The 22,539-nt window shown below is 51.0% G+C and carries 27 protein-coding genes, 1 tRNA gene and 1 riboswitch; of the genes, 6 read left to right on the top strand and 22 right to left on the bottom strand.

Features of this window, described 5'->3' with window-relative positions:
• Positions 1-81: 81 nt before the first annotated feature.
• The 17 genes from NSS79_RS02495 to NSS79_RS02415 all read right to left on the bottom strand — a co-directional run bounded on the left by NSS79_RS02495 (position 82) and on the right by NSS79_RS02415 (position 9,792).
• Positions 82-1,221, bottom strand: coding sequence for a hypothetical protein (locus tag NSS79_RS02495; protein WP_342438152.1), 1,140 nt, complete (start codon positions 1,219-1,221; stop codon positions 82-84).
• 191 nt (positions 1,222-1,412) lie between these two features.
• Positions 1,413-1,637, bottom strand: a complete 225-nt coding sequence (locus NSS79_RS02490) for a hypothetical protein (RefSeq protein ID WP_342438151.1) — start codon at positions 1,635-1,637, stop codon at positions 1,413-1,415.
• A 164-nt stretch (positions 1,638-1,801) separates the two neighbouring features.
• A complete protein-coding gene (locus NSS79_RS02485; protein ID WP_342438150.1) occupies positions 1,802-1,978 on the bottom strand; it encodes a hypothetical protein in 177 nt (58 codons plus the stop codon).
• 282 nt (positions 1,979-2,260) lie between these two features.
• Positions 2,261-2,557: a hypothetical protein gene (locus NSS79_RS02480; protein ID WP_342438149.1), complete on the bottom strand. Its 297-nt coding sequence runs from the start codon at positions 2,555-2,557 to the stop codon at positions 2,261-2,263.
• Positions 2,557-3,153: a hypothetical protein gene (locus NSS79_RS02475; protein WP_342438148.1), complete on the bottom strand. Its 597-nt coding sequence runs from the start codon at positions 3,151-3,153 to the stop codon at positions 2,557-2,559. The genes NSS79_RS02480 and NSS79_RS02475 overlap by 1 nt, the downstream gene beginning before the upstream one ends.
• Before the next feature lie 2 nt (positions 3,154-3,155).
• Positions 3,156-3,758, bottom strand: coding sequence for a hypothetical protein (locus tag NSS79_RS02470; RefSeq protein WP_342438147.1), 603 nt, complete (start codon positions 3,756-3,758; stop codon positions 3,156-3,158).
• A complete protein-coding gene (locus NSS79_RS02465) occupies positions 3,748-4,209 on the bottom strand; it encodes a hypothetical protein (RefSeq protein ID WP_342438146.1) in 462 nt (153 codons plus the stop codon). The genes NSS79_RS02470 and NSS79_RS02465 overlap by 11 nt, the downstream gene beginning before the upstream one ends.
• Complete coding sequence (locus NSS79_RS02460; protein ID WP_342438145.1) at positions 4,206-4,535, bottom strand: cold shock domain-containing protein; 330 nt, start codon at positions 4,533-4,535, stop codon at positions 4,206-4,208. Before NSS79_RS02460 ends, NSS79_RS02465 begins: the two co-directional genes overlap by 4 nt.
• Positions 4,532-4,729 carry a hypothetical protein gene (locus NSS79_RS02455; RefSeq protein ID WP_342438144.1) on the bottom strand — a complete coding sequence of 66 codons (198 nt, stop codon included), beginning with the start codon at positions 4,727-4,729 and terminating at the stop codon, positions 4,532-4,534. Before NSS79_RS02455 ends, NSS79_RS02460 begins: the two co-directional genes overlap by 4 nt.
• A 179-nt stretch (positions 4,730-4,908) precedes the next feature.
• Complete coding sequence (locus NSS79_RS02450; RefSeq protein ID WP_342438143.1) at positions 4,909-5,175, bottom strand: hypothetical protein; 267 nt, start codon at positions 5,173-5,175, stop codon at positions 4,909-4,911.
• Positions 5,176-5,303: 128 nt separating this feature from the next.
• Positions 5,304-5,444: a hypothetical protein gene (locus NSS79_RS02445; RefSeq protein ID WP_342438142.1), complete on the bottom strand. Its 141-nt coding sequence runs from the start codon at positions 5,442-5,444 to the stop codon at positions 5,304-5,306.
• Between the two features lie 160 nt (positions 5,445-5,604).
• Positions 5,605-6,519 carry a hypothetical protein gene (locus NSS79_RS02440; RefSeq protein WP_342438141.1) on the bottom strand — a complete coding sequence of 305 codons (915 nt, stop codon included), beginning with the start codon at positions 6,517-6,519 and terminating at the stop codon, positions 5,605-5,607.
• 533 nt (positions 6,520-7,052) lie between these two features.
• Complete coding sequence (locus NSS79_RS02435) at positions 7,053-7,283, bottom strand: helix-turn-helix transcriptional regulator (RefSeq protein ID WP_342438140.1); 231 nt, start codon at positions 7,281-7,283, stop codon at positions 7,053-7,055.
• Between the two features lie 275 nt (positions 7,284-7,558).
• Positions 7,559-7,975 (bottom strand): hypothetical protein, encoded by a 417-nt coding sequence (locus NSS79_RS02430; protein ID WP_342438139.1) that lies wholly within the window; start codon positions 7,973-7,975, stop codon positions 7,559-7,561.
• Positions 7,976-8,941: 966 nt separating this feature from the next.
• Complete coding sequence (locus NSS79_RS02425; RefSeq protein WP_342438138.1) at positions 8,942-9,265, bottom strand: hypothetical protein; 324 nt, start codon at positions 9,263-9,265, stop codon at positions 8,942-8,944.
• Positions 9,243-9,515, bottom strand: a complete 273-nt coding sequence (locus NSS79_RS02420) for a hypothetical protein (protein ID WP_342438137.1) — start codon at positions 9,513-9,515, stop codon at positions 9,243-9,245. Before NSS79_RS02420 ends, NSS79_RS02425 begins: the two co-directional genes overlap by 23 nt.
• Positions 9,516-9,621: 106 nt before the next feature.
• On the bottom strand, positions 9,622-9,792 hold the full coding sequence (locus NSS79_RS02415) for a hypothetical protein (RefSeq protein ID WP_342438136.1): 171 nt from the start codon (positions 9,790-9,792) through the stop codon (positions 9,622-9,624).
• A 166-nt stretch (positions 9,793-9,958) separates the two neighbouring features.
• On the opposite strand from NSS79_RS02415, the gene NSS79_RS02410 reads away from it, so the two are divergent.
• Together NSS79_RS02410 and NSS79_RS02405 are read left to right on the top strand one after the other, a co-directional pair.
• A complete protein-coding gene (locus NSS79_RS02410; RefSeq protein WP_342438135.1) occupies positions 9,959-10,177 on the top strand; it encodes a helix-turn-helix transcriptional regulator in 219 nt (72 codons plus the stop codon).
• Positions 10,178-10,269: 92 nt separating this feature from the next.
• Complete coding sequence (locus NSS79_RS02405) at positions 10,270-10,647, top strand: DUF3102 domain-containing protein (protein WP_342438134.1); 378 nt, start codon at positions 10,270-10,272, stop codon at positions 10,645-10,647.
• 67 nt (positions 10,648-10,714) lie between these two features.
• On the opposite strand, the gene NSS79_RS02400 is transcribed toward NSS79_RS02405, so the two are convergent.
• From NSS79_RS02400 to NSS79_RS02380, 5 genes are all read right to left on the bottom strand, one after another.
• Positions 10,715-11,116 carry a helix-turn-helix domain-containing protein gene (locus tag NSS79_RS02400; protein WP_342438133.1) on the bottom strand — a complete coding sequence of 134 codons (402 nt, stop codon included), beginning with the start codon at positions 11,114-11,116 and terminating at the stop codon, positions 10,715-10,717.
• 247 nt (positions 11,117-11,363) lie between these two features.
• Positions 11,364-12,311, bottom strand: a complete 948-nt coding sequence (locus tag NSS79_RS02395; protein ID WP_342438132.1) for a tyrosine-type recombinase/integrase — start codon at positions 12,309-12,311, stop codon at positions 11,364-11,366.
• A gap of 562 nt (positions 12,312-12,873) precedes the next feature.
• Entirely contained in the window at positions 12,874-13,923 is a 1,050-nt protein-coding gene (locus NSS79_RS02390; protein ID WP_342438131.1) for a tyrosine-type recombinase/integrase, read from the bottom strand.
• 153 nt (positions 13,924-14,076) lie between these two features.
• Positions 14,077-14,148, bottom strand: a tRNA-Thr gene (locus tag NSS79_RS02385).
• An 81-nt stretch (positions 14,149-14,229) separates the two neighbouring features.
• Positions 14,230-14,538 (bottom strand): MTH1187 family thiamine-binding protein, encoded by a 309-nt coding sequence (locus NSS79_RS02380; RefSeq protein WP_342438130.1) that lies wholly within the window; start codon positions 14,536-14,538, stop codon positions 14,230-14,232.
• 478 nt (positions 14,539-15,016) lie between these two features.
• Positions 15,017-15,249: riboswitch (cobalamin riboswitch) on the top strand.
• 335 nt (positions 15,250-15,584) lie between these two features.
• On the opposite strand from NSS79_RS02380, the gene NSS79_RS02375 reads away from it, so the two are divergent.
• From NSS79_RS02375 to NSS79_RS02360, 4 genes are all read left to right on the top strand, one after another.
• Positions 15,585-17,570 (top strand): anaerobic ribonucleoside triphosphate reductase, encoded by a 1,986-nt coding sequence (locus NSS79_RS02375; protein WP_342438129.1) that lies wholly within the window; start codon positions 15,585-15,587, stop codon positions 17,568-17,570.
• Entirely contained in the window at positions 17,567-18,082 is a 516-nt protein-coding gene (gene nrdG / locus NSS79_RS02370) for an anaerobic ribonucleoside-triphosphate reductase activating protein (protein WP_341089483.1), read from the top strand. The genes NSS79_RS02375 and nrdG overlap by 4 nt, the downstream gene beginning before the upstream one ends.
• A 206-nt stretch (positions 18,083-18,288) precedes the next feature.
• The gene (locus NSS79_RS02365) at positions 18,289-20,622 is read left to right on the top strand and encodes a ribonucleoside-diphosphate reductase subunit alpha (protein WP_342438128.1); all 2,334 of its coding nucleotides are present in this window, start codon (positions 18,289-18,291) and stop codon (positions 20,620-20,622) included.
• 615 nt (positions 20,623-21,237) lie between these two features.
• Positions 21,238-22,269, top strand: a complete 1,032-nt coding sequence (locus NSS79_RS02360) for a ribonucleotide-diphosphate reductase subunit beta (RefSeq protein WP_076113857.1) — start codon at positions 21,238-21,240, stop codon at positions 22,267-22,269.
• Positions 22,270-22,539 lie beyond the last annotated feature (270 nt).

Genomic DNA, 22,539 nt, shown 5'->3' with positions numbered 1-22,539 from the left:
AGTCAAACTTACGAGACTGTAATCATTTCTTCGTCGCTTTTGGATGCGATTGTAACTGTGAAGCTAGTGTGTCACAATAGCTTATCCCGCCACTGCTGTCCACAACGCGTTAATTTCTTCTTGTAACGTGGTGTGTGAGCCCTCAGAGTACACGGATGACCACGACGGAACTCGAACAAAATCATTCCCCGGGTCCAACTTCACTCCGTCACCGTTAATTGTCGAACGTCCGTAGCCATTAAACACGAATCCGGATGCCGGTGAGTTATAAATGACGGATTGATTCCCGTTTGCATTGAAAATAATCTTACTCACGCCGCCATCATACGCCGGAATCTGAATACCGCTGTCTGCGCTAGCATATACGCCGAACGCTACGGACGTCGGATCGATTACTACGCGCGGATATACGGAGTTTGACGTTTGTATCTTGGCGCCGGTTATCGTGCCGCCCTCGATCTCGTTACCAATAATTCTACTAGCGCGGATAACGGTTGATATAACTTCACTATCAGTCATTTCGCCCGTCAACTTAATTGAGCGCGCGACTACGTTCCCTGCCATATCCGCCGTACTCGGGACCTTATCGCTAGGCCACGTAGGGTACTGTGTCTTACTCCGTATCCATAGCGAACTTTTAGGAACGATGATATTCCGTCCATCAAAAAAGAACGCGTGTAACTTACCGCCTACGTTGACGTCAGATACCCGCGAGAATGCCACCTTAACGAGTTCGGCTACGTCTTCGCCTGTTTGGAACAACTTCTCAAGCTCCGGAAGGATTAACGCAGAGTTAGCGCCCCATGCGAAGATGTCCGTCTCCGTCGGGATTTGCGTATTGATTTCGAAGTCATTGTGATACGAAAGCTGTGTATATCTCGCCTTGCCCGCTGTGATATCGTGGACTGCGACGCCGAACTCGATACCGTGCTCAAGCGCCTTGTACTCCGCTCGGCCTTCGTTCTCACTCTTGAAACCGTTATACGCTCGTCTCGCGATTCGCTGGATTTCGCGGAGAGTACTGGACGGCTTTACGAGTTGGAAAAACTGTTCAGCGATCGCCACCATTCCCGTTGTAAAAATGACCTTATCCCCGATACAGCGCGCTTTCGGGTAGGTGTCCGTTACTAGGTAATCGACCCCGTTACTGCTTGCTGAGATTCGTCCGTCTGCGAATACGTAGATTTGACCGCCCGAATAGATTGATACGCATAGACTCATATAATAATCTCCCCTTGTATGTTGAAATAGAGGCCGGCGATTAACCGGCGCTCCCCGTGTTTTAGCCCGCATTCTCATTGCGGGCTGGTGTGCCACTCCCGATTAAATACGCAGCATAAAAAGCCCCGCGCGTGGGAGCGAAGGGCTTGCGTTTAGGGATGCGAGTTAGTGCGTAGTGTGGTCCAAATTTTTTAGTCGATTGCAGCCAATGTTTCTCTGTGAAATAATTCGTCCGGCAAATATACTTTTCTTCCCGAAGGAAGTTTTAATATATTACTCCCTTCTTCCTCTTCGTCGTCTGCAAGGGTGATCGATCCCCAATCTTCATCATCTAAAGTAAAGGAGAACTGATTCCGGATAAAATCAATTTCTACCTCAGTAAATCCGAATTCTGCTATGATAATGAAATCTTCCATTATACGCACCGCCTTTTTTTCACTTTAGTATATCAGGCAGTACGAATTATGGTAACAAAAACATGAGTAAAAAAAGCCCTAAAATACAATTTCTTCTAAAATAGCTAAAAATGTTTATTTCACAGTATGGTCCGAATGTTAATTTATCAAAAATTAATAGGTTTTTATTTTTTGGAGTAACATTTATCTGGACAAGCATACTCTGTATATTTGTCAAATCTGTTATGAGCGTGCCAGTCGCTTTCCTCCTCTATCTCCCAAACAATAATAAATCCTTTTCCGCAAGAACAAGGCCTTCTACTCAATTCTTCTTTTCCAACTGTATGCCATCCATGTCCCATATTAAAACCTCCAGTTATCCATAGTGAACAAATGATTCGACATGAAATAACATTTTCCTCCTTCAAAAAAATTATGATTTCGCAGCAATCTCCGTTAGCGTAGAAGCAGCGTATCCGCAATCGTGCAGATCGCCACGTAATCCGCGCCGCTTGTCGGAGTAAGTACGCCGCCGCTGACCGTATACTTATCGCCAGGTGCAGTGCTCAACCCCCACGTATTAGCGTTGATGAATCCGGCGACTCTGACGGCCCCGACGTTACCCGGCGCAATATCCTCTAGGACTACGCCGAGAAATAAATCCGCAGTAGTTGCGGGCTGACGTCGAGCAGCTCAAGCCCGATCTCCTGTAAACCTCCGGCATCGAGTACAACGGTAACGTCTAATACGCCGTCCTGCCTCGCTGTTTCCCGTAGTGAGCGCTGCAAAGCGACATGTCCGCAAAAGGAATCGTCAAACCGGCGTTCTCCGGCTGTCAAATACGTTCCCTTAGCGATAATGTCGGTGTAGTTAGCAAGCACATACGAATAGGCCGCGCGCTTATCGTCGGCGGCTGCAGCGATGTATAGTGAATATTTCATTATTCAGCAGCTCCTACTTCCGTTTGTGCTTCGTATTCTCTCTTTGCGCTTGCATACCGGGCGATTACCGCCGGACTCGGATTCGCTTGCGCTGCTGCCCTCGCCGCCTCTACGTCCTCGGCCGTTACCTTAACTTCCGCAGGTGCTGGCGGCCGTTCCGACGGGTTCTCCTGTTCGCGCTTAATGCGGGAGTACAGCGCCACATTATCAATCGAGGCGTTCAACTTCGCGAGCCGCCAGGCGTCCCTTACGTCCTTCGGCGTGAGCTCATCGCCGTTCTGTAGCTTCGCGCGCAGGCTCGTCGCCGTCGTACGTAAATCAAGGTGCGCGGTCTTGTCGTCCTCGTACGCCTCGTACCGGTCGCGAAGGATGGCGGCACGGCTGATATCGTCAGCGTCTCCGGTCGTAGCTGCGTGGGCTTCGGCGTCCTTTACGTAGCCTTCATTTGGATGGCCTACGAACTCAAATGGTGCGTCTTGCGTGAACATAGCCGCGATTGTATCGTCATATTCACGTTTAGTCGCGATGTACTGCGCCATCTTCGCCGGATTGCCTTTCGAGAGCTTTTCCATCTCGCGGAGTTTAGCGAATTTCATACTCACTTACCCCCAGTGCTATAGGCCGCCGGACGGTGACCACCGTTGATGGAATGCAGATCATCACTGTTTAGCAAAATTGCAGACGCGGGGTTAATTTTGTGCAGCTTGTAGATTACTGTGTTATGCAGGTCATTACGTGGGTCCAACGTAAACACGACGCTCATGCGCTCAGTCTCATAAGCTTGCTCGGCCTCCCTGACTGCAAGGACTGCGTCAATGTATGCGTCACGAGCCGCGTTCGCTGCGTCAATTTTGGGCGCGATTACTTGGGTTGTATATTGATGGAGGTACTCACCGTTCCAGGCGCTAATCACTTCGTCATTTGCCGTCTTGGGGCGCAGGCTGTGCGTGGTGACCTCGTACGCCCGGCCCGTCCGTTCAGCTTTCCGGGTCAGCTCGGAAATCTTATCGGACAGTGCGTCTAACGCTTTATCGTCCGGGCGCTGGCCTGCGGATACAGATTCCGTCAGGGTACGCTCGTATAGCGCCTTTGTTTCTGTCAATTCATCGCGGGCCGTCAGGTATTCGTCCTGGAACGCCTTTTGCTGTGCCTGTACCTCGCCGCGTTCTTGCATAACCTTCTCGATTAGTTTAAATTTCATATTTACCGTCTCCTTCGATTGTTTTTAGTATGATACGAATAAAGCCCGCAATCACTGCGCGCCAGCGTGGCAACGGCGGCAAAGAAAGCAGAGGTTCGTCCGGAGATACTGGTTTGATATCATATAGCTCTATCAGAACAGCGCTGTTATCCTCGATTGCCCTCCGTGCCGACGCTGTATCTGACGGATGCTTAATCGCGGCACCTACGCCGGGCATCGCTAAGCACGCCGCGAAAATTCCGACATTTGCGGTCCATAACTCGACCGTTTCAAATCGGTGCGCTTCCGCCAGTTCTCGTACGGCTTCAACCGCGATATCCGGCGGTATATGCTCCGGCCAAGGATAAATAAGCGAGTCTAACAAGTGGCCGTCTTCGCCGTAAAGCTGTGCGGACAGAAACGTCATGGTTTCAATGGCGGCTGTCTCGACGATGATTAGAGGACGCATCATACGAGCGTGATGTTCTTTGCTACGGTACGGCCGGCGCGGTCAGTTGAAAGGTCGAAATGTACCGTCTCGTCGAGAACCAAATAGTCGAGACCGGGACCGAACGCCGAGCGATGGAAAAAGTAGTCGTCACGTCCGGCGCGAATAAATCCAAAGCCCCTCGTAAGGTCGTACATCTTAACGTAGCCGGTCATGCGTCCGCTTGGCTTGTGCGGCTTTCTTCGTGGCTTGGTTGATGCGGTACTCTTACCGAGACTTGTTCCGACCTCCAACTCGTCTCCGGTTCCAATGCCGCCGTTCCACGTGTTAACCTTTGGATATAGTGTCATTTAACTTGCCCCTTTGTTTTTATTGGTGTTGCTTTCTGCCATAGCAGCGGAGCCCGGCGGCGTATCAAGCGGTCAGACACGCTGTCACCGTAGGTCATTTCCCGTTGTTGGCCGGTGTCTTCGTTGAGCATGCGGACTATGCGCTGGTAATACTCGATCGGCGTAATTGAGAGAACGCGGATGCTGCCGCTCATGCTCATCGCTCCTTATCGTCTTGCTATTTGTGTGTTTAGATATCGGCAAGGTATCGAATCCTCTCCGCGCGCAGCCTTACATCGTTTATCCGTTTTGGTCATGGCGTGCAGCAGCGCACAGGTACTGTCAGATTTGTAGTACGGGCAATAAAGACGCGCGTCTTCGTGGCGTTCATTCATTACCGCGACCACTCCTCCGCGAACATCTCCGCGACCTTCGGCACGTTGGACGAGAAGGTTAATCGCGCGTTCTTGTCGAGCTTCTGCGCCCTTGCTGCGCCGATAGATAGCGACTCGGCTGCGGACTGGAATGGATCGCGCAGGAGATTCACCGGATACGAGCGCGGAAACGACTCGCGCGGTTTAACTGCGGCGGCCGAATCATATACGCTGACGCATTCGTTTACTGTTTCACCTTCGATTTTTAATTCGTGGACAATGTGCATACTACGTCTCCCCTTTTACGTGCATATATGTCGATTTCTCCGTACGAAACGCCGTAAATCAGCACGCCAAATAAGCCCGGAAGGTGTTTGTACCTCCGAACATTAGCGAGCCTTATTTCAGGCGATTATTACGTGATTTGAACACCGAACATGCGCCGGATCGTGCGGCTATACTCGGCCGGTACGCGGTACTGTAGCGCATAAATCGCACCTTCCCGCCGATATGTAGCGCTGATCGGAAAGTCGTAGCTTCGTTTTAACTTCGCCATAATATCGCGAGATTCCGTGTATGCTTGGATATTGCCGGCAGCATCGCGCCATAAAGCGTTATTCATCGTCATTTCCCATTCGTCGGCCTAGCGGTGTGCCGTGGATTGTTTCCCGCATGGAACCCGAGCAGTTTAACGTCATATCGTGCGGACGGCTGCGTTAATTGAATAGCACTTTGATTGCCGCTAACTTCTCGGCTGATCCCGCGAACACAATGCGCGGATTAACGACTATGCGCCGCTTCCTTTTATCATGGATATTGTGCGGCAGGTAAAAGACCGGCTTTCCGTCGAGCGTGATCGCTTCGAGCCCCTTCCGTAAGCTCTGCGTATCCCTGTAGTTAAGCAGCGCGGCCAGTCTATCCAAGTCCATTGGCTTGATACGCTCCTCGTCGCTCTCCTCCGGATTGAAGCTGACGATATTACACGCGAAATTCACAAACGGAAGGACCGCGTACACGAGTGCGAGCTGCTTAATCGTGCGGCCGTTATATCTCTCGTAGAGGTCGCGGACGGTTCCACGGAATAAGCGCGTATGCCGGTAATCGTCTAGCTTGAAGCCCGCATCCGCTAATGCTCCACGATAGAAGATAGACGGATTAACGTAGATGTCTCCGTGCTCGTCGCCGTCTGTTACGATTCCCTCCGCTATCAACTTTTTGAAGAACTCCAAGAACCGCGCACGACTCATGTTAAGTAGCGTTTCGAGGTTACGGCGGTCGATCGGGCGGCCGTTGTCATGTTGCAGGCGTCCGTCATAGTTGGTGTATGTACCGATAAACATTAGGCGCGCCAGGTCCGATTGTGAAAGCGATGGAAACCGCTCCGCTGCCGTCATGCAGCCATTAAACAGCGCGAATACAAATCCGCCGTTCTCTTCCGCGTGTGCTCCGAGCTGACCGATCGCTTGACGGCCGCGTCTTTGTGCCTCCGTTGGCTTGAGAGTGAGCTCATAATGCACGAGATGTTCGCCGAGTTCGTCTTCAAGCCGCGCCTTTTCTCCGATGAGTCCGCGCTTTACATTAGGAGTGAGATTCGCCCACCTCCGGTGCTCTGCTAGTCTATCGACTGTCATTTAACCCCTCCTATACTTTGTGAAATAAATAACAGGCTGGTTTTCAGATACAAAACACCTAAAATATACTGGTTTTCAGATACACACCAAAAACCCCGCAGCCCATACGTAGCGCGGTGTTTCGGGTTTTCGCGGGTTTCTATCCCTCTTATATCAGTCATTCTTTTCTTTAAAACTTGCGCGGTTCTAGTATACGTGTACTGATTGATACGCCTATTACCGTTAGCTCCCGTCCGGTGTTGACACCGGTCGTTGAGCATAAGTGCTTTGCTGCCGCGTCGCTTCGCTCCTTGCCCGTTCGCGCTAAAAAGATCGCGCGTCCGAATATATAGTTATAACCTCTATAATACGCGCGGATAAAATAGGTTTGATGTGTTCGGATTCGTCCCGGTTTTGGACGGATACGAGACGTAGGGGCGCTGTTCCCCGTAGGCTACCTTAACGGATAATCGCGTTAATAAGCGCAGTTACTATGACCGCTGTAGTGTCTTAACATAAATCTGCGGAGGTTCTGGCGTCGGTTACCGCGCTAACTATTTCCCCGCATTAATCTTTCTATGAATGGTTATAATTTCGGTGATCTGCTCGTCCGTTAACGGAATTGCCTTTCTGATATTAGATTCGACATGCGGAAGCAATGGACGTTCGTCGCGTTCGATAGCGCCTAGCAACGGTACAGAAATCCCGGAGCGTTTCCCAAGGTCACCCTGCGTCCAACCTAAATTAACTCTACATACGCGGATTGTTTCAGGTGTTAATTTCATGCTTATCCTCCCCTCAATGTAGTAGCGTTTTATTCTTACTTGTTCCTAATAAAAAAGCCTTCATACCGCCGGGCAGACGATACGAAGCCGATATCTCTTCAATGTACATAGTCATGGAACTCAACAAAATATAGGTATCGCAGTGCATTTACCACAAATAAAAACGCCGTCTCCCCTTATTGCCCGCGAAAACGGGTGTTTTGGTACGTTTTCCCGCAAATAAAAAGAGCCTTTTGTCGGCCCTCTCACTTATGTATTATGTCGCCAGCTAAATTTCAGTATTCTACGTGGCGTATCGGCTTCTTTTTCCCGCCCATATTCCGCCGTCTTTCCCTGGCCGCGTACATCTGCGCCAGTTTGTCCGGGTCGTACGGTTTCTCGCGGTTCCATAAACGCCGCATGATCGCCTCTTCATCGTATCGGCGCGGCTTCTTCGGTGCTTGCGGCTGCCTTGCGCGCTGGTCCGCCTTCTGCTCCGTCTTTCGTACGGTCTTGCACGATGGTCCGCACACTTTGGCGTTGCCGGGCCGTGTCTTATCGCGGAAGTAGTAGTTACACGTCGCGCACCGCTTAACCTTCGCGTCGTCCGGTGGCGTGCGCATCATGTTCCGATAAAGGTCGCGCGCCTCTTCCAGCGTCATGCCCTCAGTGATCTCGCGCATGTATTCGAGTGCACCTTCGCCCGGTTCCATATCGCCACCTCCTTTCGGATAAAAATAACCCAATATACTGCGTATGTAAACTAGAACTATTTTATAAATTTTTGGAACCTATTAAACATACGTTCGTACTATTGTAATATAAAGGACAGGCAGTCCGCGTTGCCCGATTTGTTACCCGAGGCTGCCCGCAGTACAAGGCGGTGCCATCCGCTATATGTTAATGTAGTCTGCAGATTGCCACACCCGCAGGTACAGTAATTGGCGTAAGTAAATCCGGCCACACATTGGGCGTTGGCGCGCCCTTATCTGAGTGGCCGGATATGAACCGCAGTATTTGGCGCTACATACGGTTGTTACGCGTAGTTCTGCAAAACTACGTTGTGACGCTGAGAAGGACTTTACCCGCATGACGATCCGTGTTAGCGCACGGTACGGGGTTAGGGACACGGTGTCCCCGAGTTATCCGCGTGGCGATCCTCCGTCTGTAACCGGTAGGCGCGGAAAGGGTGTCGGTTGAAACTACACCCTAAGTTAAACATAGGCCGTCAATCGTTGACGCGATCGGCGGTCCGGTATACCCGGGTATACATATTGTGTACAGCAGCTTCTCCGGCGTTGGCGCGCCATCATCGAAGGTAAATGTATCCATGTGGATACACAACGTTATCCAAGCCGCACACCCTGCGGCCGTAAGTTAATCTCAGCGTAAATGTCGCCGGCCTGTAGTACGTAAAGGCGTCTACGTTCCCGGCGGACAATCCTTCTATTCCATTTCATCAAATCACCTCCTTCATATCAATCCGCGATATTCATACCCTGCCGGGGTATATTCGCCGTGCAGAGCTGTCACTCCAAGAGCCCGCGCGTGTACAATCGCTTTCTCAACGGCGAGCGGTAATAACTCGGCACCGGTTAGCGGCCGGTCCGTGTAAACGTTGGTTGTGATGCGCCGGCCCCTGCGGTCGAAAACGCACGAGTACCAGTGTTGGCCCGGCGTCATACGTGTAGTTCATCCGGACAGTCAAAGCGCGGCACCAGCGAAAGCAGATACTGCAGTGCGGTCATACCGCTGAGACGGTCCGCCAGCTTCGGCAAGGATTCGCGCGACAACAAAACTAGGTCAGCGCCTTTGATTCGGTATGAGTCGGCCTTATCCGCAGGTTCAACGATGCCCAGCGCTGTGCGACCGTCTTCTGAACGGTAGAGGGCAGCGTTATCGGCTACGAGAATACCCCGGCTATCTTCCGGCTCTACACCGCCGTCCTCCGGAATCCAGCGGACCTTAATGCGCGAGTACTTAGATTGCGATGAGTTGTTCATAGGCGACTACCTCCGTTTCTACACGGACGATGAAGCCGAGTTCATGCGCCTGGTTAGCGGTAATTTCAATGACATTTGCGACGGATCTACGATCAATGGAAGGCAATGCGCGGAAGAATGCGCCGGGAAGAACAACAATTTGTTGACGGCGGAATTTACTGTTTGCGGGGAATGCGTAGTCAATCTTTGTGACGATGAAGTTTCCGGTCCGGTGATCGCGTGCGTATCCAATTTCAAACGTTTGTGCCATGAATGACCTCCGCGTTTTAAGCCCGTCGGCTATTATATGAGTGCGGAATCCGCGACCGGGTCTTCCCGGTTTCGTGCGCCCCGCAAAGGCGCTACTCGTCAGGCGATTACAGAAACAACTCGCGGAATAGGATCGCGGAGATAGTAACGACCGCTTTAACGGTAGGCCATAGCGCAGCCTTAAGCATTGCGCGCCGGTTACGAGGTGCAACGCGAACACCTGCGCGGGATGGTGACGGGGAAACTTCAACGGTAATTAGTGAGATAAGATTGGGCATTGCAGGAATCCTCCTTTATAATGTTGAAACGTTATGGTATAATCTGCGTATTAAACATTGTAACAAGATACCTTGTAAACTAGATTACTTATTGTCTTGATTACACAATACCACCAGTCCGTAATCATGTCAACTAGTTTACGATTATTTATTTGGAGGAATTTTTGTGATTAGATTTTCGCTTGATAAGCTAATGAAAGCACGGGGATACGAACAGAAAGATATTGTGGAAATTACCGAAATCAATCGGAACACAGTCAAGGCGCTTGCTAACAACGCGAATAATCGGATTGACTTTCCGACGCTAGACAAACTTTGCCGCAAGCTTGGTGTAACACCGGGTGACTTGATCGAATACATAGACGAAGAGGACCGCGCCGAATAACGGTAGCGGTCTTTTCTTTTTTACCGCATAGCTTGTGAAAAATAAATAAACCTATTAATAGGCATTTCGTACACTCATCCGATCTCCCCACGTTGACCACAGAAATCCACGCATATAAACGCATAGCCGGCGAAGCTATATTCGAAATCGGGCGGAGGTTGAAGCACGTAAAGGATAAGAAGCTAGCGGAATCGCACGGTGGGTGGACGGTATGGTTACGCGAGATTGAGATGTCTACCTCACAGGCGGACCGGTTTCTGCAGGTGATAGCACGCGTCAGGCCTGACGAACTTCCCCACGTGGGGAACCTTGGGCTCCGATTACTGTACGAGATAGCGCTGGTTTCCCCCGAAGATCGCAAACGCCCGCACACAATTTCGTCAACTGGCGCAACGAAAACGGTCGACGAAATGACCGTACGAGAACTACGCGAGGTCAAGGCGGTCTTTCTTACGGGGAATTACCGTTGAATTAGCGCTTATAGCCCGTAACCTTACGCTTACCCTCCGGAGGCTCTAGCGGGGCTAATTCGCGGGCTTACGCAGGCAGAACGTGCGGTATATGTGTCCTGCGCGCCGCATACTCGATTAACTCAAACACGCGCATGTCGATCGTCGGCTTGGCGGGAATGTGCGTGGCTTCTTCCGTTAATTCTTCGCGTACAATCTCGCGTTTTAAGTCCGCGTGAACCGTTCCGACAGATACGCCTTCTTGCTGCGCAATGTCTCGGATAGTAAGTCCGGACTCATGTGCGGCTTGTATGCGTTCAGCGCGTTCAGTGATTGCGGGAGTGCTTGCGAGCGTTGCCGGATACGATTTTCCGTCCGCTGAGTCTGACGTTTGTTCAGCCGCTGAAAAATCAGCACCTGAACATTCGCTAACATCTCGCGTCCAGTTTAAAACCGTCGTATTATGAACGCCTAACCACTCGCCAATCAACCGGTAACTCTTGCCTGCCCGACGCAAAGTTACGGCGGCTTCCTGCTTCTCCTTCTTCGATATATCTCGGTGTAGCGTATTAAACGTGTACGCGCATTCCTCTTTCCTTTCGTCGGTTAATCCGAAATGCCTCGTAATTACTACGAGTACAATCCCGCAGTCAATCGCGGCGCGGTAACGGTGGTGCCCATCGAGGATAACGTAGAAAAAGCCGGTCGGCCCGCGTGGGTTTTCCGGCTTGATTGCGTTAGTTGAACATTGAGCTAACTGGTGAGTACTTACCGTGCTGCTTCGAAATATCCGCCTGAAACATCTCCGTGTAGAGTTGCGCCATGTGTAACGATTTATGGCCCATAATCCGCATAAGACTCACCACATCGCCGCCGTTCAGCACGTAGTTTCTGGCGAAAGTATAGCGCAGCGTATGGCATGATACACGAACACCTTTGATTCCGGCTAGTTTCCCGTAGTCGGAAATCTCCTCCTGAATAGTACGCCGTTTTAGTGGTTGGCTGTCAACATTTACAAAGAATACAGAGTGATCCGTTTCACCTCGTAACTCAAGGTACTCACGCATATGTACGGCAAGCACATCACTGAATGGGACTAATCTTTCCTTACGGCCCTTCCCATATACCTTTATAACGCGCTCCGTCCAATGTACGTCCTCTGTTCCAAAAGTTATTGCTTCTTCTAACCTCAAGCCCGTGTCGAGAATCAGAAGCATGAATACATAATTTCGATAGCCTGCCGGAGTCGAATTATTCGGTACGTCAAGAAGCACGCTCACCTGCTCGTGACTCAAGGTTCGCAAGATACGCTTTTCTTCGGCGAGATTGTCGATTGGCTCCATAGGATTCTCTGTCAAGTATCCAGCGCTGCAGAGGTAATTAAAGAACGCTCGAAGGCTCCTTATGTATTTGTTGACCGTTGGTGCACTGTTCCCCTCGTCCATTCTCGTTTGAACAAACTCCTGTATATCCTCAACTATTATTTCGTTAATCTTTCCGATATCATTTTCTTCAATAAAGCTATAAAACTTCCCAAGTGACTGCGTGTATGAGGCGGTCGTATTACCTGTAAGGTTTTTTAGTTTTCGCGACTTTATAAACAGCCCTATCGCAGAGTGCATGTCTAACTTTTCTTTTTCTTGACGCACCTCAAGTATCAACTTCCGTTTCTCTTTGTATTCCATATATGCAGCCTCCTCGTATGTGTCAACACGATTGTACGGGAAGCATGTTTATTTAGCAAAGAATCACTACTATTCCCTTTTTATTCGCAACGCAATATAAATTTAATAAATAAATATATACGGAATCGTTGTAACGTTCGCCGAAAAAGCGTACAATGAAAACTACAAAAGCCGATAACGTTGTCAGCGCTACCGGCTCTGCACCAAGATAAGGGTGCTCAAAAAATGTAGTTGTGAGAGTAGTCGCCACGGTCGAAGGTTGCGGCTACTTTTTCTTTGCCATTACAACTATTACAGAGAATAAGTTAACAACAAAAGTCATTGCAGTTAGCATAATAATTAACGTATCAGATACTGTCAGGAAGAACACCTCCCTGGCCGCTTATCTTGGGTAAAATTAATTATATACCACAATTTGCTGTACAGTATCTTTGATATTCAGTAATAATCTACCGTTTATATAATAATTCTATCAATTTACTACCTCTTGCTCGTTATTTTGATTATTTTAACTAATAATTGATGACGCCCTACCCCGATTATCCGGAGTCGAGCGTTATTTTTATTTCCGTCGTTTATTACTAAGCCTGGACACCGGCGAATACTGCGCGTGATTGTCCCTTATCGCGCCTTCATTCGGCCGGACGTACCCTTGCGTCGTCTTCACATCAGCATGCGAGACGATACGCTGGAGGGTAAATAAATCCCCACCATTGACGAGGTAATTCGTGCAGAAGTAATCGCGGAACCGGTGCGGAGATATGCGCGTCTCCTTCGTATCAATACCGGCCATCGTCGCGTATTTGCGTAATTGCTTCCGGAAGTGGTCCGCCTTCAATTGTTCCCCGTAATTGCTCACGAAGACAAATGACGTCTCAAAGTGTGCGCTAGTTTCCTGTATAAGCCGCAGCAGCTCCCGTAAGACCGCCGGCGACAGCGGTATAATTCTTGGCTTCCGGTTCTTATTCAACGCCGCAGGAAGCCGGATACAGCGCGCGGAGAAGTCTATATACGGAGTCTCTAACGAGAGTAGTTCATTAACGCGCAGGCCCGTATCTGCGAGCGTTAGCATAGCCGTCCGATCGCGTATGCCGACGTAGCTGCCCGTATCTGGAGCCGCCAGAAGCGCGTCGAGCTGTGCGTCCGTAAACACTGTCTTATCCTCCGTATCATGGCGCGGTGCCTTAACGCGAGCTGCCGCGTTCTCGTTTACGATATCTTCGTCCGCCCAAAACTTGCACATCGTCTGCAACGCCCGGAGCCTGGAAGTAACGGTCGCAATGGACAGCGGCTTGCCGTCCTTCTGCCGGTCCTCTACGTCTTCATAGCGCTTGTGGTCGTGCGTCATATAGCCGAGATACTCGCGCAGCAGCTCCGCATTAATCTGTGTAACGTCGGTAATCTCGTAGCTAAACTTCGCCAGCCATTCATTGAAGTAACGCCAATAGTTCCGGTAGTCGGATAACGTGCGCTCCCGCAACCCCTCCGACCTTTTTGCGCTATAAAACAAGTCGAATGCCATTTCGAGCGTCGTTACTACCGGTGACTTATTTACGCGGCTATTCTTCGAGTTAATGACGGCTTTCTTTCCTAATCGCGGATCAATAGACATAACAAAACCTCCCACATTTTACCGTAGGAGGCTTCGTAAATCAGCGCCTACGCACCGCCGGAATAACACCGGGAATACGTTGGCCTATCGTATGTCCAACCGTTACATTCAACGCCGACAAACGTTGATATAACGGGGAATTTTAACGCAGGATGCTGGTGAAGGGAATTGAACCCCCGGCCTACGCATTACGAGTGCGTTGCTCTACCCCTGAGCTACACCAGCTTAAAGCATTTTTTCTGTCAAACAAAAAATATTATACAACTTCCAGCCAAAAACGCAACATTTTTTTACAACATCTGGGCTTCAATTCTCATGCAGCTTGCGTTCAACGGATTGCAGCTTGCTGCGGCTTGTAGACGGCTTGTCGCGGCGGTCATCAATCTTCAGCGACGTGGATACCCGCTGCGCCCCGGCAGCGAAAGGCGACTCATGCAGCGCTTCTACGGCAGCGAGAATCCGCGGGATCGGCCCTTCGATAATCGTCCCCATGGATGTAAGCTCATAAGTGATTCCTTCCACTCCCCTGAGCACACGCTGCATATCGGCCACATAGCTGCTAAGACTCGTGCTGCCTGTGCCGATCGGAATTACGGTTACTTCGCCAATTGCCATCCTGAATCCCTCCTTAATATGCTGTAAAGAAAAACCCTTTATGGAAACTTCCTCGTGGTAACTCATTCTGGACTAGAAACCTAAAACTCCTGATACATGTCTCCGGCCTGTTCTTATTGTAGCAACTCCGCCGCGTACCCACAAACCGCCGCGAGGATTATGACTCCTCCAAACCACTTGTTGAAAGGTATTATTACGCTTCATCTCTATTTAACCCCCACCATCCGTAGCCCTTTATCCCCCCGTTTTTGTCCAGCAGGCACTCCAGTGTCACGCTCACAATATTTATGGAGTCTTTGTGGCATCTTTTAAGACAATTTATGACTTTATCCAGACACTTTTTGCACCCAACTTGTGGATTACCTGTGGACTAACTGTGGATCATTTGTGAGTAAAACCGCGGAACCCGCTCCCCGCGCGGAGTTTCAAAAAATGGTTTACAAACACAACATATTGGGTTATTTTTATCTAACGACAACAAAATATAGTGGAAACAGGTGTTTCGCTCTTTCATAGGGAGCTGAAGCTTAATAGGGAAACGCGGTGCAAATCCGCTGTGGTCCCGCCACTGTAACCGGATGCCTGCAGGCTTTCTGAAGCCCGCGAAGCAGCGTCTACCGGCAATAGCCACTGAGGGGCGGCAAAGCTCTCGGGAAGGCGCCGGAAGATTCACCGGAAGCCAGGAGACCTGCCTGTTTCGCCGACACCATCATTCATGCCTGCGAGGACCAGGTGAGGTGTCCGCAATGCGGCCTGCACAAGCAGACATAGCCTTCCCGTGTTTTAAGGAGCCAAGGCTGCCGATACCTGAAGGCGATAAACCGTTATCGCCTTCAGGTATCGGCTTCTGCGGAATATATAAGAACAGGACAGAGATTACCCCTGTCCCCTGCTTGTATGTTCATCAAGACAACCGGCAAATATCCTGGTAAGGATATTTCGTACGCATTCGGGCATTTTCCGCCTCCTCGGCGGAAGATGCTTTTTTACTGCTATCAGGAAGTATATACTTCGTTCTTACTATACCGAGGGGAGAGAGCTAGACAATGACGCTGCTGGAGAAACGGTACAACGGTGGACAAGCTGCACAGGAAGTTCTTTTGGAGGAAGTTATTCATTTGGGACGGGATATTATCGACAGCCGGGATTTGGATCTGTTGCGCGAGAATGCCAATTTGAACGGAGAAAGCTTCTCCGGCAAAATGAGCAAATTCGGCAGTGAATATTCCAAGTGGTATGCCCGCAACTTCACGATGCCCCCACAGCTCGTGCAGGCTATTCAGGATAATGTCGTGTACGTCCACGATTTGGATCAATACGCCATCGGAACGACCAACTGCATCTTCATCCCGTTTGAGCGCCTTCTCCGCGAAGGCTTCAATACCGGCAACGGCAGTGTCCGTCCTCCGAACTCAATTATGACCGCAATGTCGCTGGTGGCGATTATTTTCCAATCCCAGCAAAATGCCCAGTACGGCGGCGTATCCGCCAATAAACTGGATTACGATCTTGCCCCGTATGTGACCAAATCCTTCGCCAAGCTGTTCCGCAAGGGACTGGAATACTTTGAAGAAGGCCAAGCCGGTGATCACCTCGGCGAAATCACGATGAGCCGCAGCGATTTGGCAGAGCAGTATCCACGGGCCTTCCGCTTTGCGCAGAAAGAAACCGAAAGCGAAACACTGCAGGCAGCAGAGAGTATGATACATAATCTCAATACGATGTCCAGCCGTTCCGGCGGACAGATTCCTTTTACCAGCATCAACTATGGCACCTGTACCTCCCCCGAAGGCCAGCTTGTGATCAGCTCCCTGCTGACTGCCACCATGAACGGCCTCGGCAGCGGAGAAACACCGGTGTTTCCGATCCAAATCTTCAAATGCAAGCAAGGCGTCAACCAGCAGCAGGGCGATCCGAACTACGAGCTGTTCCTTAAAGCAGCCGAATGTTCCGCGCGCAGACTGTATCCGAACTTTGCCAATCTGGATGCTCCGCTCAACATGCAATACTATGATCCGGCTGACCCGGACACTGAATTTGCTACGATGGGCTGCCGCACCCGGGTACTGGGTGACCGTTTCGGACGTAATCACTGCTCCGGCAAAGGCAATCTGTCCTTCAACACCCTGAATCTGGTCCGTCTGGGCCTCGCTCACGGCACTGTGACAGGCCGCCGTCTTGCTCCCGACGAGGAAGGCTTCTACGACGACCTGAATCATTATATGGATATTGCACTGGAAGGCCTGCTGCACCGTTTCCGGATTCAGGCGGCCCAGAAAGCCAAAGCCTCCGATTTCATGATGCGCGAAGGCGTCTGGGAAGGCGGCGAACAGCTTGCTTCTGAGGACAGCGTAGGCGAGCTGCTGAAGCACGGTAGTCTGTCACTCGGCTTCATCGGTATGGCGGAGTGCATGAAAGCCATGTACGGCAAACATCATGGTGAGGACATGGAGGTCCATGCCAAAGCGCTCGCCGTTGTCCGCCATATGCGCGAGTACTGCGACCGTAAGAGCGAAGAACTTGATCTTAACATCACGCTGTTTGCAACACCTGCCGAAGGCTTGTCCGGCAAATTCACCAAGGTGGACCACAAGGTGCTTGGCTCTATTCCCGGCGTAACCGACCGCGAATATTATACGAACTCCTTCCACATTCCAGTGTATTACGAGCTCAGTGCGGCCAAGAAGATTAGCCTTGAGGCCCCTTTCCATGAATACTGCAACGCCGGAGCCATTTCCTATGTGGAACTGAACGGCAATGCCCGCAGCAACCCGGCAGCTTTTGTCAAAATCATCCGCTATGCGCTGGAGCAGGAAATCAGCTATTTCAGCATTAACCACCCGATTGACCGCTGCTCCGGCTGCGGCTATGAAGGGGTTATCGGCACGAACTGCCCTTCCTGCGGCGCTCATGAGCATGATACCCATATCCGCCGCCTGCGCCGGGTAACCGGATATTTGACCGGCGACTACCAGACCCGCTTCAACGCCGCCAAGCAGGCCGAAGTAAGAGACCGCATTAAGCATCTATGAATATTTGCGGCTACTACCCGGAATCAATTAATGAGGGAGAAGGCATGCGGGCCGTCCTCTTCCTCAGCGGCTGCCGCCACCGCTGCCCGGGCTGCTTCAATCCGAAAACGTGGAATTTCAATTTCGGTGAAGTGTTCACCCTGGAGCGGCAGCGTGAGATTATCGCTGAAATTGCCGCTAACCCGCTGCTGGACGGCCTGACGCTGGCCGGCGGGGACCCTTTTTTCTCGGCAGAAGAGGCTGCAGGCTTCATTCATGAGCTTCGCGCTGTGCTGCCGGATTTCTCAATTTGGATTTATACCGGTTATACGTATGAAGAGCTGACAGCTTCTCCGGGCTCGCCGGAATGGAATCTGCTGGCCTTGTGCCATGTAGTGATTGACGGACGATTTGTAGAAGAGCTTAAAGATACTACCCTTCCCTACCGGGGAAGCAGCAACCAGCGGATTATCGACATTCCGGCCAGCCTTGCCGGCAAGGAAGTCATCCATTGGCAGCCTGCTGTACTTTAGCTTTTTGGAAATATAAATTTCATGGTATACTTTAAGCTTCTGTTTTCCGCAGACTCGGATTCTAGCAGGCGATACGATCTATCGCCTGCTTCGAAGGCAGCTTTGAAATGCCGGCTGAGCCGCCATTTCCTGGCCGCTTTCTGCGCTATAATATATCAATTTTTAATATTGAAAATTAAACCCAAATATGAAAGGATGAACCCCCTATGCCAGAACTCGTAGTGAAACCCGACAACCGCCAATTGGCTTTTGATCAAATCCGCCTCTCCGTTTACGCCGACCGTATCCTGAACGGCCTTGAGCAATTAAGCAAAGAAACCTTGCTGCGCGGGGTACAGTCCAAGCTTCGCCGGAGCGAGGTCAGCGGAGAAGAAATCAGCAGCGCCTTCACCATGAGTGCCCTTGAGCTCGTAACCAAAGAAGAACCGGACTGGAAGTTCGCTGCCGCTCGCTCGCTTTTAACGACCCTATACAAAAAAGCCGCGGTTAACCGCCGCTATAAAGCATACCCGGATGAGCCATACGGCGAGCTGTACCCGCTGATTTCCGATCTGGTGAAGAAAGGCATCTACCGTGAAGAGCTTCTGACCCACTACACCAAAGAACAGATTGCCGAGCTTGGCGGCTGCATTGATTATACACGCGACCTGTTGTTCGATTACATCGGCTTGCTTACATTGTCCGACCGCTACCTGGCTCATGACTTTGACGGGCGTGTGATGGAGCTTCCGCAGGAGCGTTATATGATTATCGCTATGTTCCTCATGCATACAGAGCCGGAAGAGAAACGTCTGGATCTGGTCAAAGAAGCCTACTGGGCGATGAGCAACATCTACATGACGGCTGCTACGCCAACGATGTCCAACGCTGGTAAAAAGGTTGCCGGACAGCTCTCCAGCTGCTTCATCGACACCGTTGACGACTCACTCGAAGGTATCTTCGACTCCAACACCGACGTAGCCCGGCTGAGCAAAATGGGCGGCGGCATCGGCGTCTACCTCGGCAAGGTACGGGCCCGCGGCTCCGATATCCGCGGCCACAAGAATACCAGCTCCGGTGTTATCCCGTGGATCCGCCAGCTGAACAATACCGCCGTCAGCGTCGATCAGCTCGGCACACGCAAAGGTGCGGTTGCCGTCTACCTCGATGTCTTCCATAAAGATATTCTCGCCTTCCTCGACCTGAAGCTGAACAACGGCGACGAGCGGATGCGCGCGCATGACGTGTTCCACGGCGTCTGCCTGCCGGATCTGTTCATGGAGGCCGTAGAAGCGCGCGGCCACTGGAACCTTTTCTGCCCGCATGAGGTGAAGAAGGTAATGGGCTGGAAAGATGAGAACGGCCGCGCACTTGGCCTTGAGGATTTCTATGACGAAAAGCTTGGCCAAGGCGCATTCCGCGACAAATATGCCGAAGCTACCGCCAATCTGGAGCTGTCCCGCATTACGGTTCCGGCTATCGACATCATGAAGCGGATTATGAAATCACAGCTGGAAACCGGCACACCTTACATGTTCTACCGCGATACGGTGAACCGCTCCAACCCGAACCGGCACCAGGGGATGGTCTTCTCCTCCAACCTGTGCACGGAAATTATGCAGAACCAGTCGCCAACGGTCATTGAGAGTGAAGAGCTGGTTACCAAAGACGGCCAGACCCGGATCGTTATCTCGAAGGTTCCCGGCGACTTCGTAGTCTGCAACCTGAACTCCATCCACCTGGCACGCGCCATCCCGGCCGGAGTGCTGGAGCGTCTGGTGCCGATTCAGGTACGCATGCTCGACAACGTCATCGACATTAACAATATCGAAGTGCTGCAGGCGCAGTACACAAACAGCCAATACCGTGCAGTCGGCCTCGGCACCTTCGGCCTGCATCACCTGCTGGCGCTGGAGGGCATTCGCTGGGAGTCCGACGAAGCCGTAGAATACAACAATCACCTGTATGAGCACATTAACTATCTGTTGGTACGCTCCAGCATGGAGCTGGCCCGCGAGAAGGGCCGCTATCCGAAGTTTGCCGGCTCCGACTGGGATACCGGAGCCTACTTCGACTCACGCGGTTATACAAGCGGCGAGCAGGAAGGCAAATATGTGACAACTGAGCAGTGGCGTGAGCTGCAGCAGGAAGTAGCTAAAGACGGCGTACGTAATGCCTGGATGTTCGCGATTGCTCCAAACGGCTCGACCTCGATCATCGCCGGCTCCACAGCCAGCATTGATCCTCTGTACGAGCTGCTCTCCTACGAGGAGAAAACAACCTACAAGATCGCCAACCCGGCACCGGATCTGTCCGAGAAGACGATTTGGTACTACAAAACGGCGTTCCTGATTGACCAGAACTGGTCGATCCGCATGGCCTCAGCCCGCCAGCGCCACGTCGATCAGGGCCAGAGCTTTAATCTTTACGTGACGCCGGACATCAAGGCCACCGATTTCCTGAACCTGCATCTGAACGCCTGGAAGGGCGGACTCAAGTCGACGTATTATGTGCGGAGCCGTGCATTAACCATAGAAGAGTGTGAATCTTGCGCGAGCTAAGCCTTTCATTCCAACTTTAAAACCCAGCGCAATAACCGTCACTGCGAGGAATGTTTGGACCTCCGGCCGCTGTTATACTCATATTTCTTGATTTATACCGCATTTACGGTTGAAATCCGAGTATAAAGGCGAACGCGAACGCTCCTCCAATTCCAAACTTCCTCTCCGTGACTAAGCGCTGGTTTTTAAAGTAAGCATTCACCAGTTAGCTGCGCGAACGTTGTCCCAATATCAAGATTGGCGGTTGACCAATTCAGGCTTTCTCTTCCTTGTTCAATGCGCAGCATACCATTTTTTACCCATTTTTAATCAATAACGGGAATTCCTGCCGCTACCTGTGCCCCTGGATTGAAAATCCCACAAGGAACGGGAATTCTGCCCGCTAAATTTTCACAAAAGGGCTCTATTTGATAAACAGCCCATAATAGCGACATGAATTCCCTCTATAAGAATAAATAGAACCATTCATACAAAATTACCGGGTGACTTTCCCGTTACCCCCTTAGGAGCCAGGAAGCTTGCTCCCTCTCTCCATTTGGAAGCCCGTTCCGGCGAGAGGGCATGGCGGCGGGAACCCATCCACAGTTTGAGCACAAAATATAGGAGGGAATATAAATGCAACTGCAAAAGATTTTTAATACAGAAGCGCCGAATATGTCTACCCGCATCATTGACGGGGAATGCTCGGGCATTCTGAACTGGAACGATATCCGCATGCCGCATATGTATAAGCTGTACAAGGTGCTGCTGCTCAACCACTGGATCGCCGATGAAATTCCGATGTCCAAGGATGCCCAGCAGTTCCCGATGCTTGAAGCTGAAGAACAGCGTGTGTTCAAGATCAACATCTCCCTGCTCGCGGTGCTGGACTCCATGCAGACCATGTTTGTGGGCGACGTAAAGCGGTATTTTACCGACTCTTCCCTGGAGGCGATCTCCGCGATCATCGGACAGCAGGAGGTTGTGCACAACCAATCCTACTCCTACGTCCTCTCTTCCATCGTTTCGGACAGCGAGCAGAAGGAAATCTTCGAATACTGGAAACATGATCCGGTCCTGCTGGAGCGCAACCAGTTCATTTCCGATATTTATCAGGAGTTCCGCGACGAGCCGTCGAAGGAAACCTTTTTCCGTGCGCTGGTAGCCGATCTCATTCTGGAAGGGATTTTCTTCTACAGCACGTTTGCTTTCTTCTACAATCTGGCCCGTGACCAGAAGATGATGGCAACCAGCCAGATGATCTCCTACATCCAGCGCGACGAGAACCAGCATTGCTACTTCTTCGCGGAAGTGTTCAAGCAGCTGCTCGCGGATTTCCCAGAGCTCAACACTCCGGAGAATATGGATTATGTGTACCGCACCATCGACCGCGCCGTAGAGCTGGAAACCAACTGGGGTCACTACACGCTCACCAACGTGCGCGGCATTGACATGAACGAGCTGAGCGATTATATCAAATACACCGCTAACAAACGCCTGACCCTGATGGGCATGGAAAAAGCCTATAAAGGCGTGGACGTCAACTGCATGCCTTGGATTAAGCCTTTCTCCGACGAAGCGCTGAACGCCACCAAAACCGATTTCTTCGAAGCCAAGTCACGCAATTACGGCAAAGTCGGCGACGACAACGGGTTCGACGATTTGTAAATGCGGCGAAATGGCGGGCTACGCTAATCTAATGCAGAATGTGCACTAGATTAACCCGATCTCAGCCCAAAAAGACCATCTGCTGTATTTCATGCAGTCGATTGCCTGAAAAAAGCCATTTTGAGCCGGATGAGCCTTATTCCGCTGTACAAAATGCAGTCAAATCCGATTAGTGTCTGAAATGCGGCAATTCTGCTGCACAAAGTGCACTCAGCTTATGTTGCCTGCCCTTTTCATCCTTCTTTGATCCAGCCCACAGCCCAATGCGCT

Source organism: Paenibacillus sp. FSL L8-0436 (genome assembly GCF_038593025.1).
Taxonomy (GTDB): domain Bacteria; phylum Bacillota; class Bacilli; order Paenibacillales; family Paenibacillaceae; genus Paenibacillus_AQ.
Note: the sequence above shows the minus strand (reverse complement) of the source record. Positions and strands in the feature narration are given on the sequence as shown.

What these genes read in the sequence shown, in the direction of transcription:
- NSS79_RS02450 (WP_342438143.1), bottom strand. Translation starts at nt 5,175, where the DNA reads ATGCACATTGTCCACGAATTAAAAATCGAAGGTGAAACAGTAAACGAA.
- NSS79_RS02445 (WP_342438142.1), bottom strand. Translation starts at nt 5,444, where the DNA reads ATGGCGAAGTTAAAACGAAGCTACGACTTTCCGATCAGCGCTACATAT.
- NSS79_RS02465 (WP_342438146.1), bottom strand. Translation starts at nt 4,209, where the DNA reads ATGATGCGTCCTCTAATCATCGTCGAGACAGCCGCCATTGAAACCATG.
- NSS79_RS02365 (WP_342438128.1), top strand. Translation starts at nt 18,289, where the DNA reads ATGCCAGAACTCGTAGTGAAACCCGACAACCGCCAATTGGCTTTTGAT.
- NSS79_RS02440 (WP_342438141.1), bottom strand. Translation starts at nt 6,519, where the DNA reads ATGACAGTCGATAGACTAGCAGAGCACCGGAGGTGGGCGAATCTCACT.
- nrdG (WP_341089483.1), top strand. Translation starts at nt 17,567, where the DNA reads ATGAATATTTGCGGCTACTACCCGGAATCAATTAATGAGGGAGAAGGC.
- NSS79_RS02460 (WP_342438145.1), bottom strand. Translation starts at nt 4,535, where the DNA reads ATGACACTATATCCAAAGGTTAACACGTGGAACGGCGGCATTGGAACC.
- NSS79_RS02480 (WP_342438149.1), bottom strand. Translation starts at nt 2,557, where the DNA reads ATGAAATATTCACTATACATCGCTGCAGCCGCCGACGATAAGCGCGCG.
- NSS79_RS02395 (WP_342438132.1), bottom strand. Translation starts at nt 12,311, where the DNA reads ATGGAATACAAAGAGAAACGGAAGTTGATACTTGAGGTGCGTCAAGAA.
- NSS79_RS02495 (WP_342438152.1), bottom strand. Translation starts at nt 1,221, where the DNA reads ATGAGTCTATGCGTATCAATCTATTCGGGCGGTCAAATCTACGTATTC.
- NSS79_RS02475 (WP_342438148.1), bottom strand. Translation starts at nt 3,153, where the DNA reads ATGAAATTCGCTAAACTCCGCGAGATGGAAAAGCTCTCGAAAGGCAAT.
- NSS79_RS02425 (WP_342438138.1), bottom strand. Translation starts at nt 9,265, where the DNA reads ATGAACAACTCATCGCAATCTAAGTACTCGCGCATTAAGGTCCGCTGG.
- NSS79_RS02470 (WP_342438147.1), bottom strand. Translation starts at nt 3,758, where the DNA reads ATGAAATTTAAACTAATCGAGAAGGTTATGCAAGAACGCGGCGAGGTA.
- NSS79_RS02430 (WP_342438139.1), bottom strand. Translation starts at nt 7,975, where the DNA reads ATGGAACCGGGCGAAGGTGCACTCGAATACATGCGCGAGATCACTGAG.
- NSS79_RS02485 (WP_342438150.1), bottom strand. Translation starts at nt 1,978, where the DNA reads ATGGGACATGGATGGCATACAGTTGGAAAAGAAGAATTGAGTAGAAGG.
- NSS79_RS02435 (WP_342438140.1), bottom strand. Translation starts at nt 7,283, where the DNA reads ATGAAATTAACACCTGAAACAATCCGCGTATGTAGAGTTAATTTAGGT.
- NSS79_RS02415 (WP_342438136.1), bottom strand. Translation starts at nt 9,792, where the DNA reads ATGCCCAATCTTATCTCACTAATTACCGTTGAAGTTTCCCCGTCACCA.
- NSS79_RS02490 (WP_342438151.1), bottom strand. Translation starts at nt 1,637, where the DNA reads ATGGAAGATTTCATTATCATAGCAGAATTCGGATTTACTGAGGTAGAA.
- NSS79_RS02390 (WP_342438131.1), bottom strand. Translation starts at nt 13,923, where the DNA reads ATGTCTATTGATCCGCGATTAGGAAAGAAAGCCGTCATTAACTCGAAG.
- NSS79_RS02380 (WP_342438130.1), bottom strand. Translation starts at nt 14,538, where the DNA reads ATGGCAATTGGCGAAGTAACCGTAATTCCGATCGGCACAGGCAGCACG.
- NSS79_RS02420 (WP_342438137.1), bottom strand. Translation starts at nt 9,515, where the DNA reads ATGGCACAAACGTTTGAAATTGGATACGCACGCGATCACCGGACCGGA.
- NSS79_RS02375 (WP_342438129.1), top strand. Translation starts at nt 15,585, where the DNA reads ATGACGCTGCTGGAGAAACGGTACAACGGTGGACAAGCTGCACAGGAA.
- NSS79_RS02455 (WP_342438144.1), bottom strand. Translation starts at nt 4,729, where the DNA reads ATGAGCGGCAGCATCCGCGTTCTCTCAATTACGCCGATCGAGTATTAC.
- NSS79_RS02360 (WP_076113857.1), top strand. Translation starts at nt 21,238, where the DNA reads ATGCAACTGCAAAAGATTTTTAATACAGAAGCGCCGAATATGTCTACC.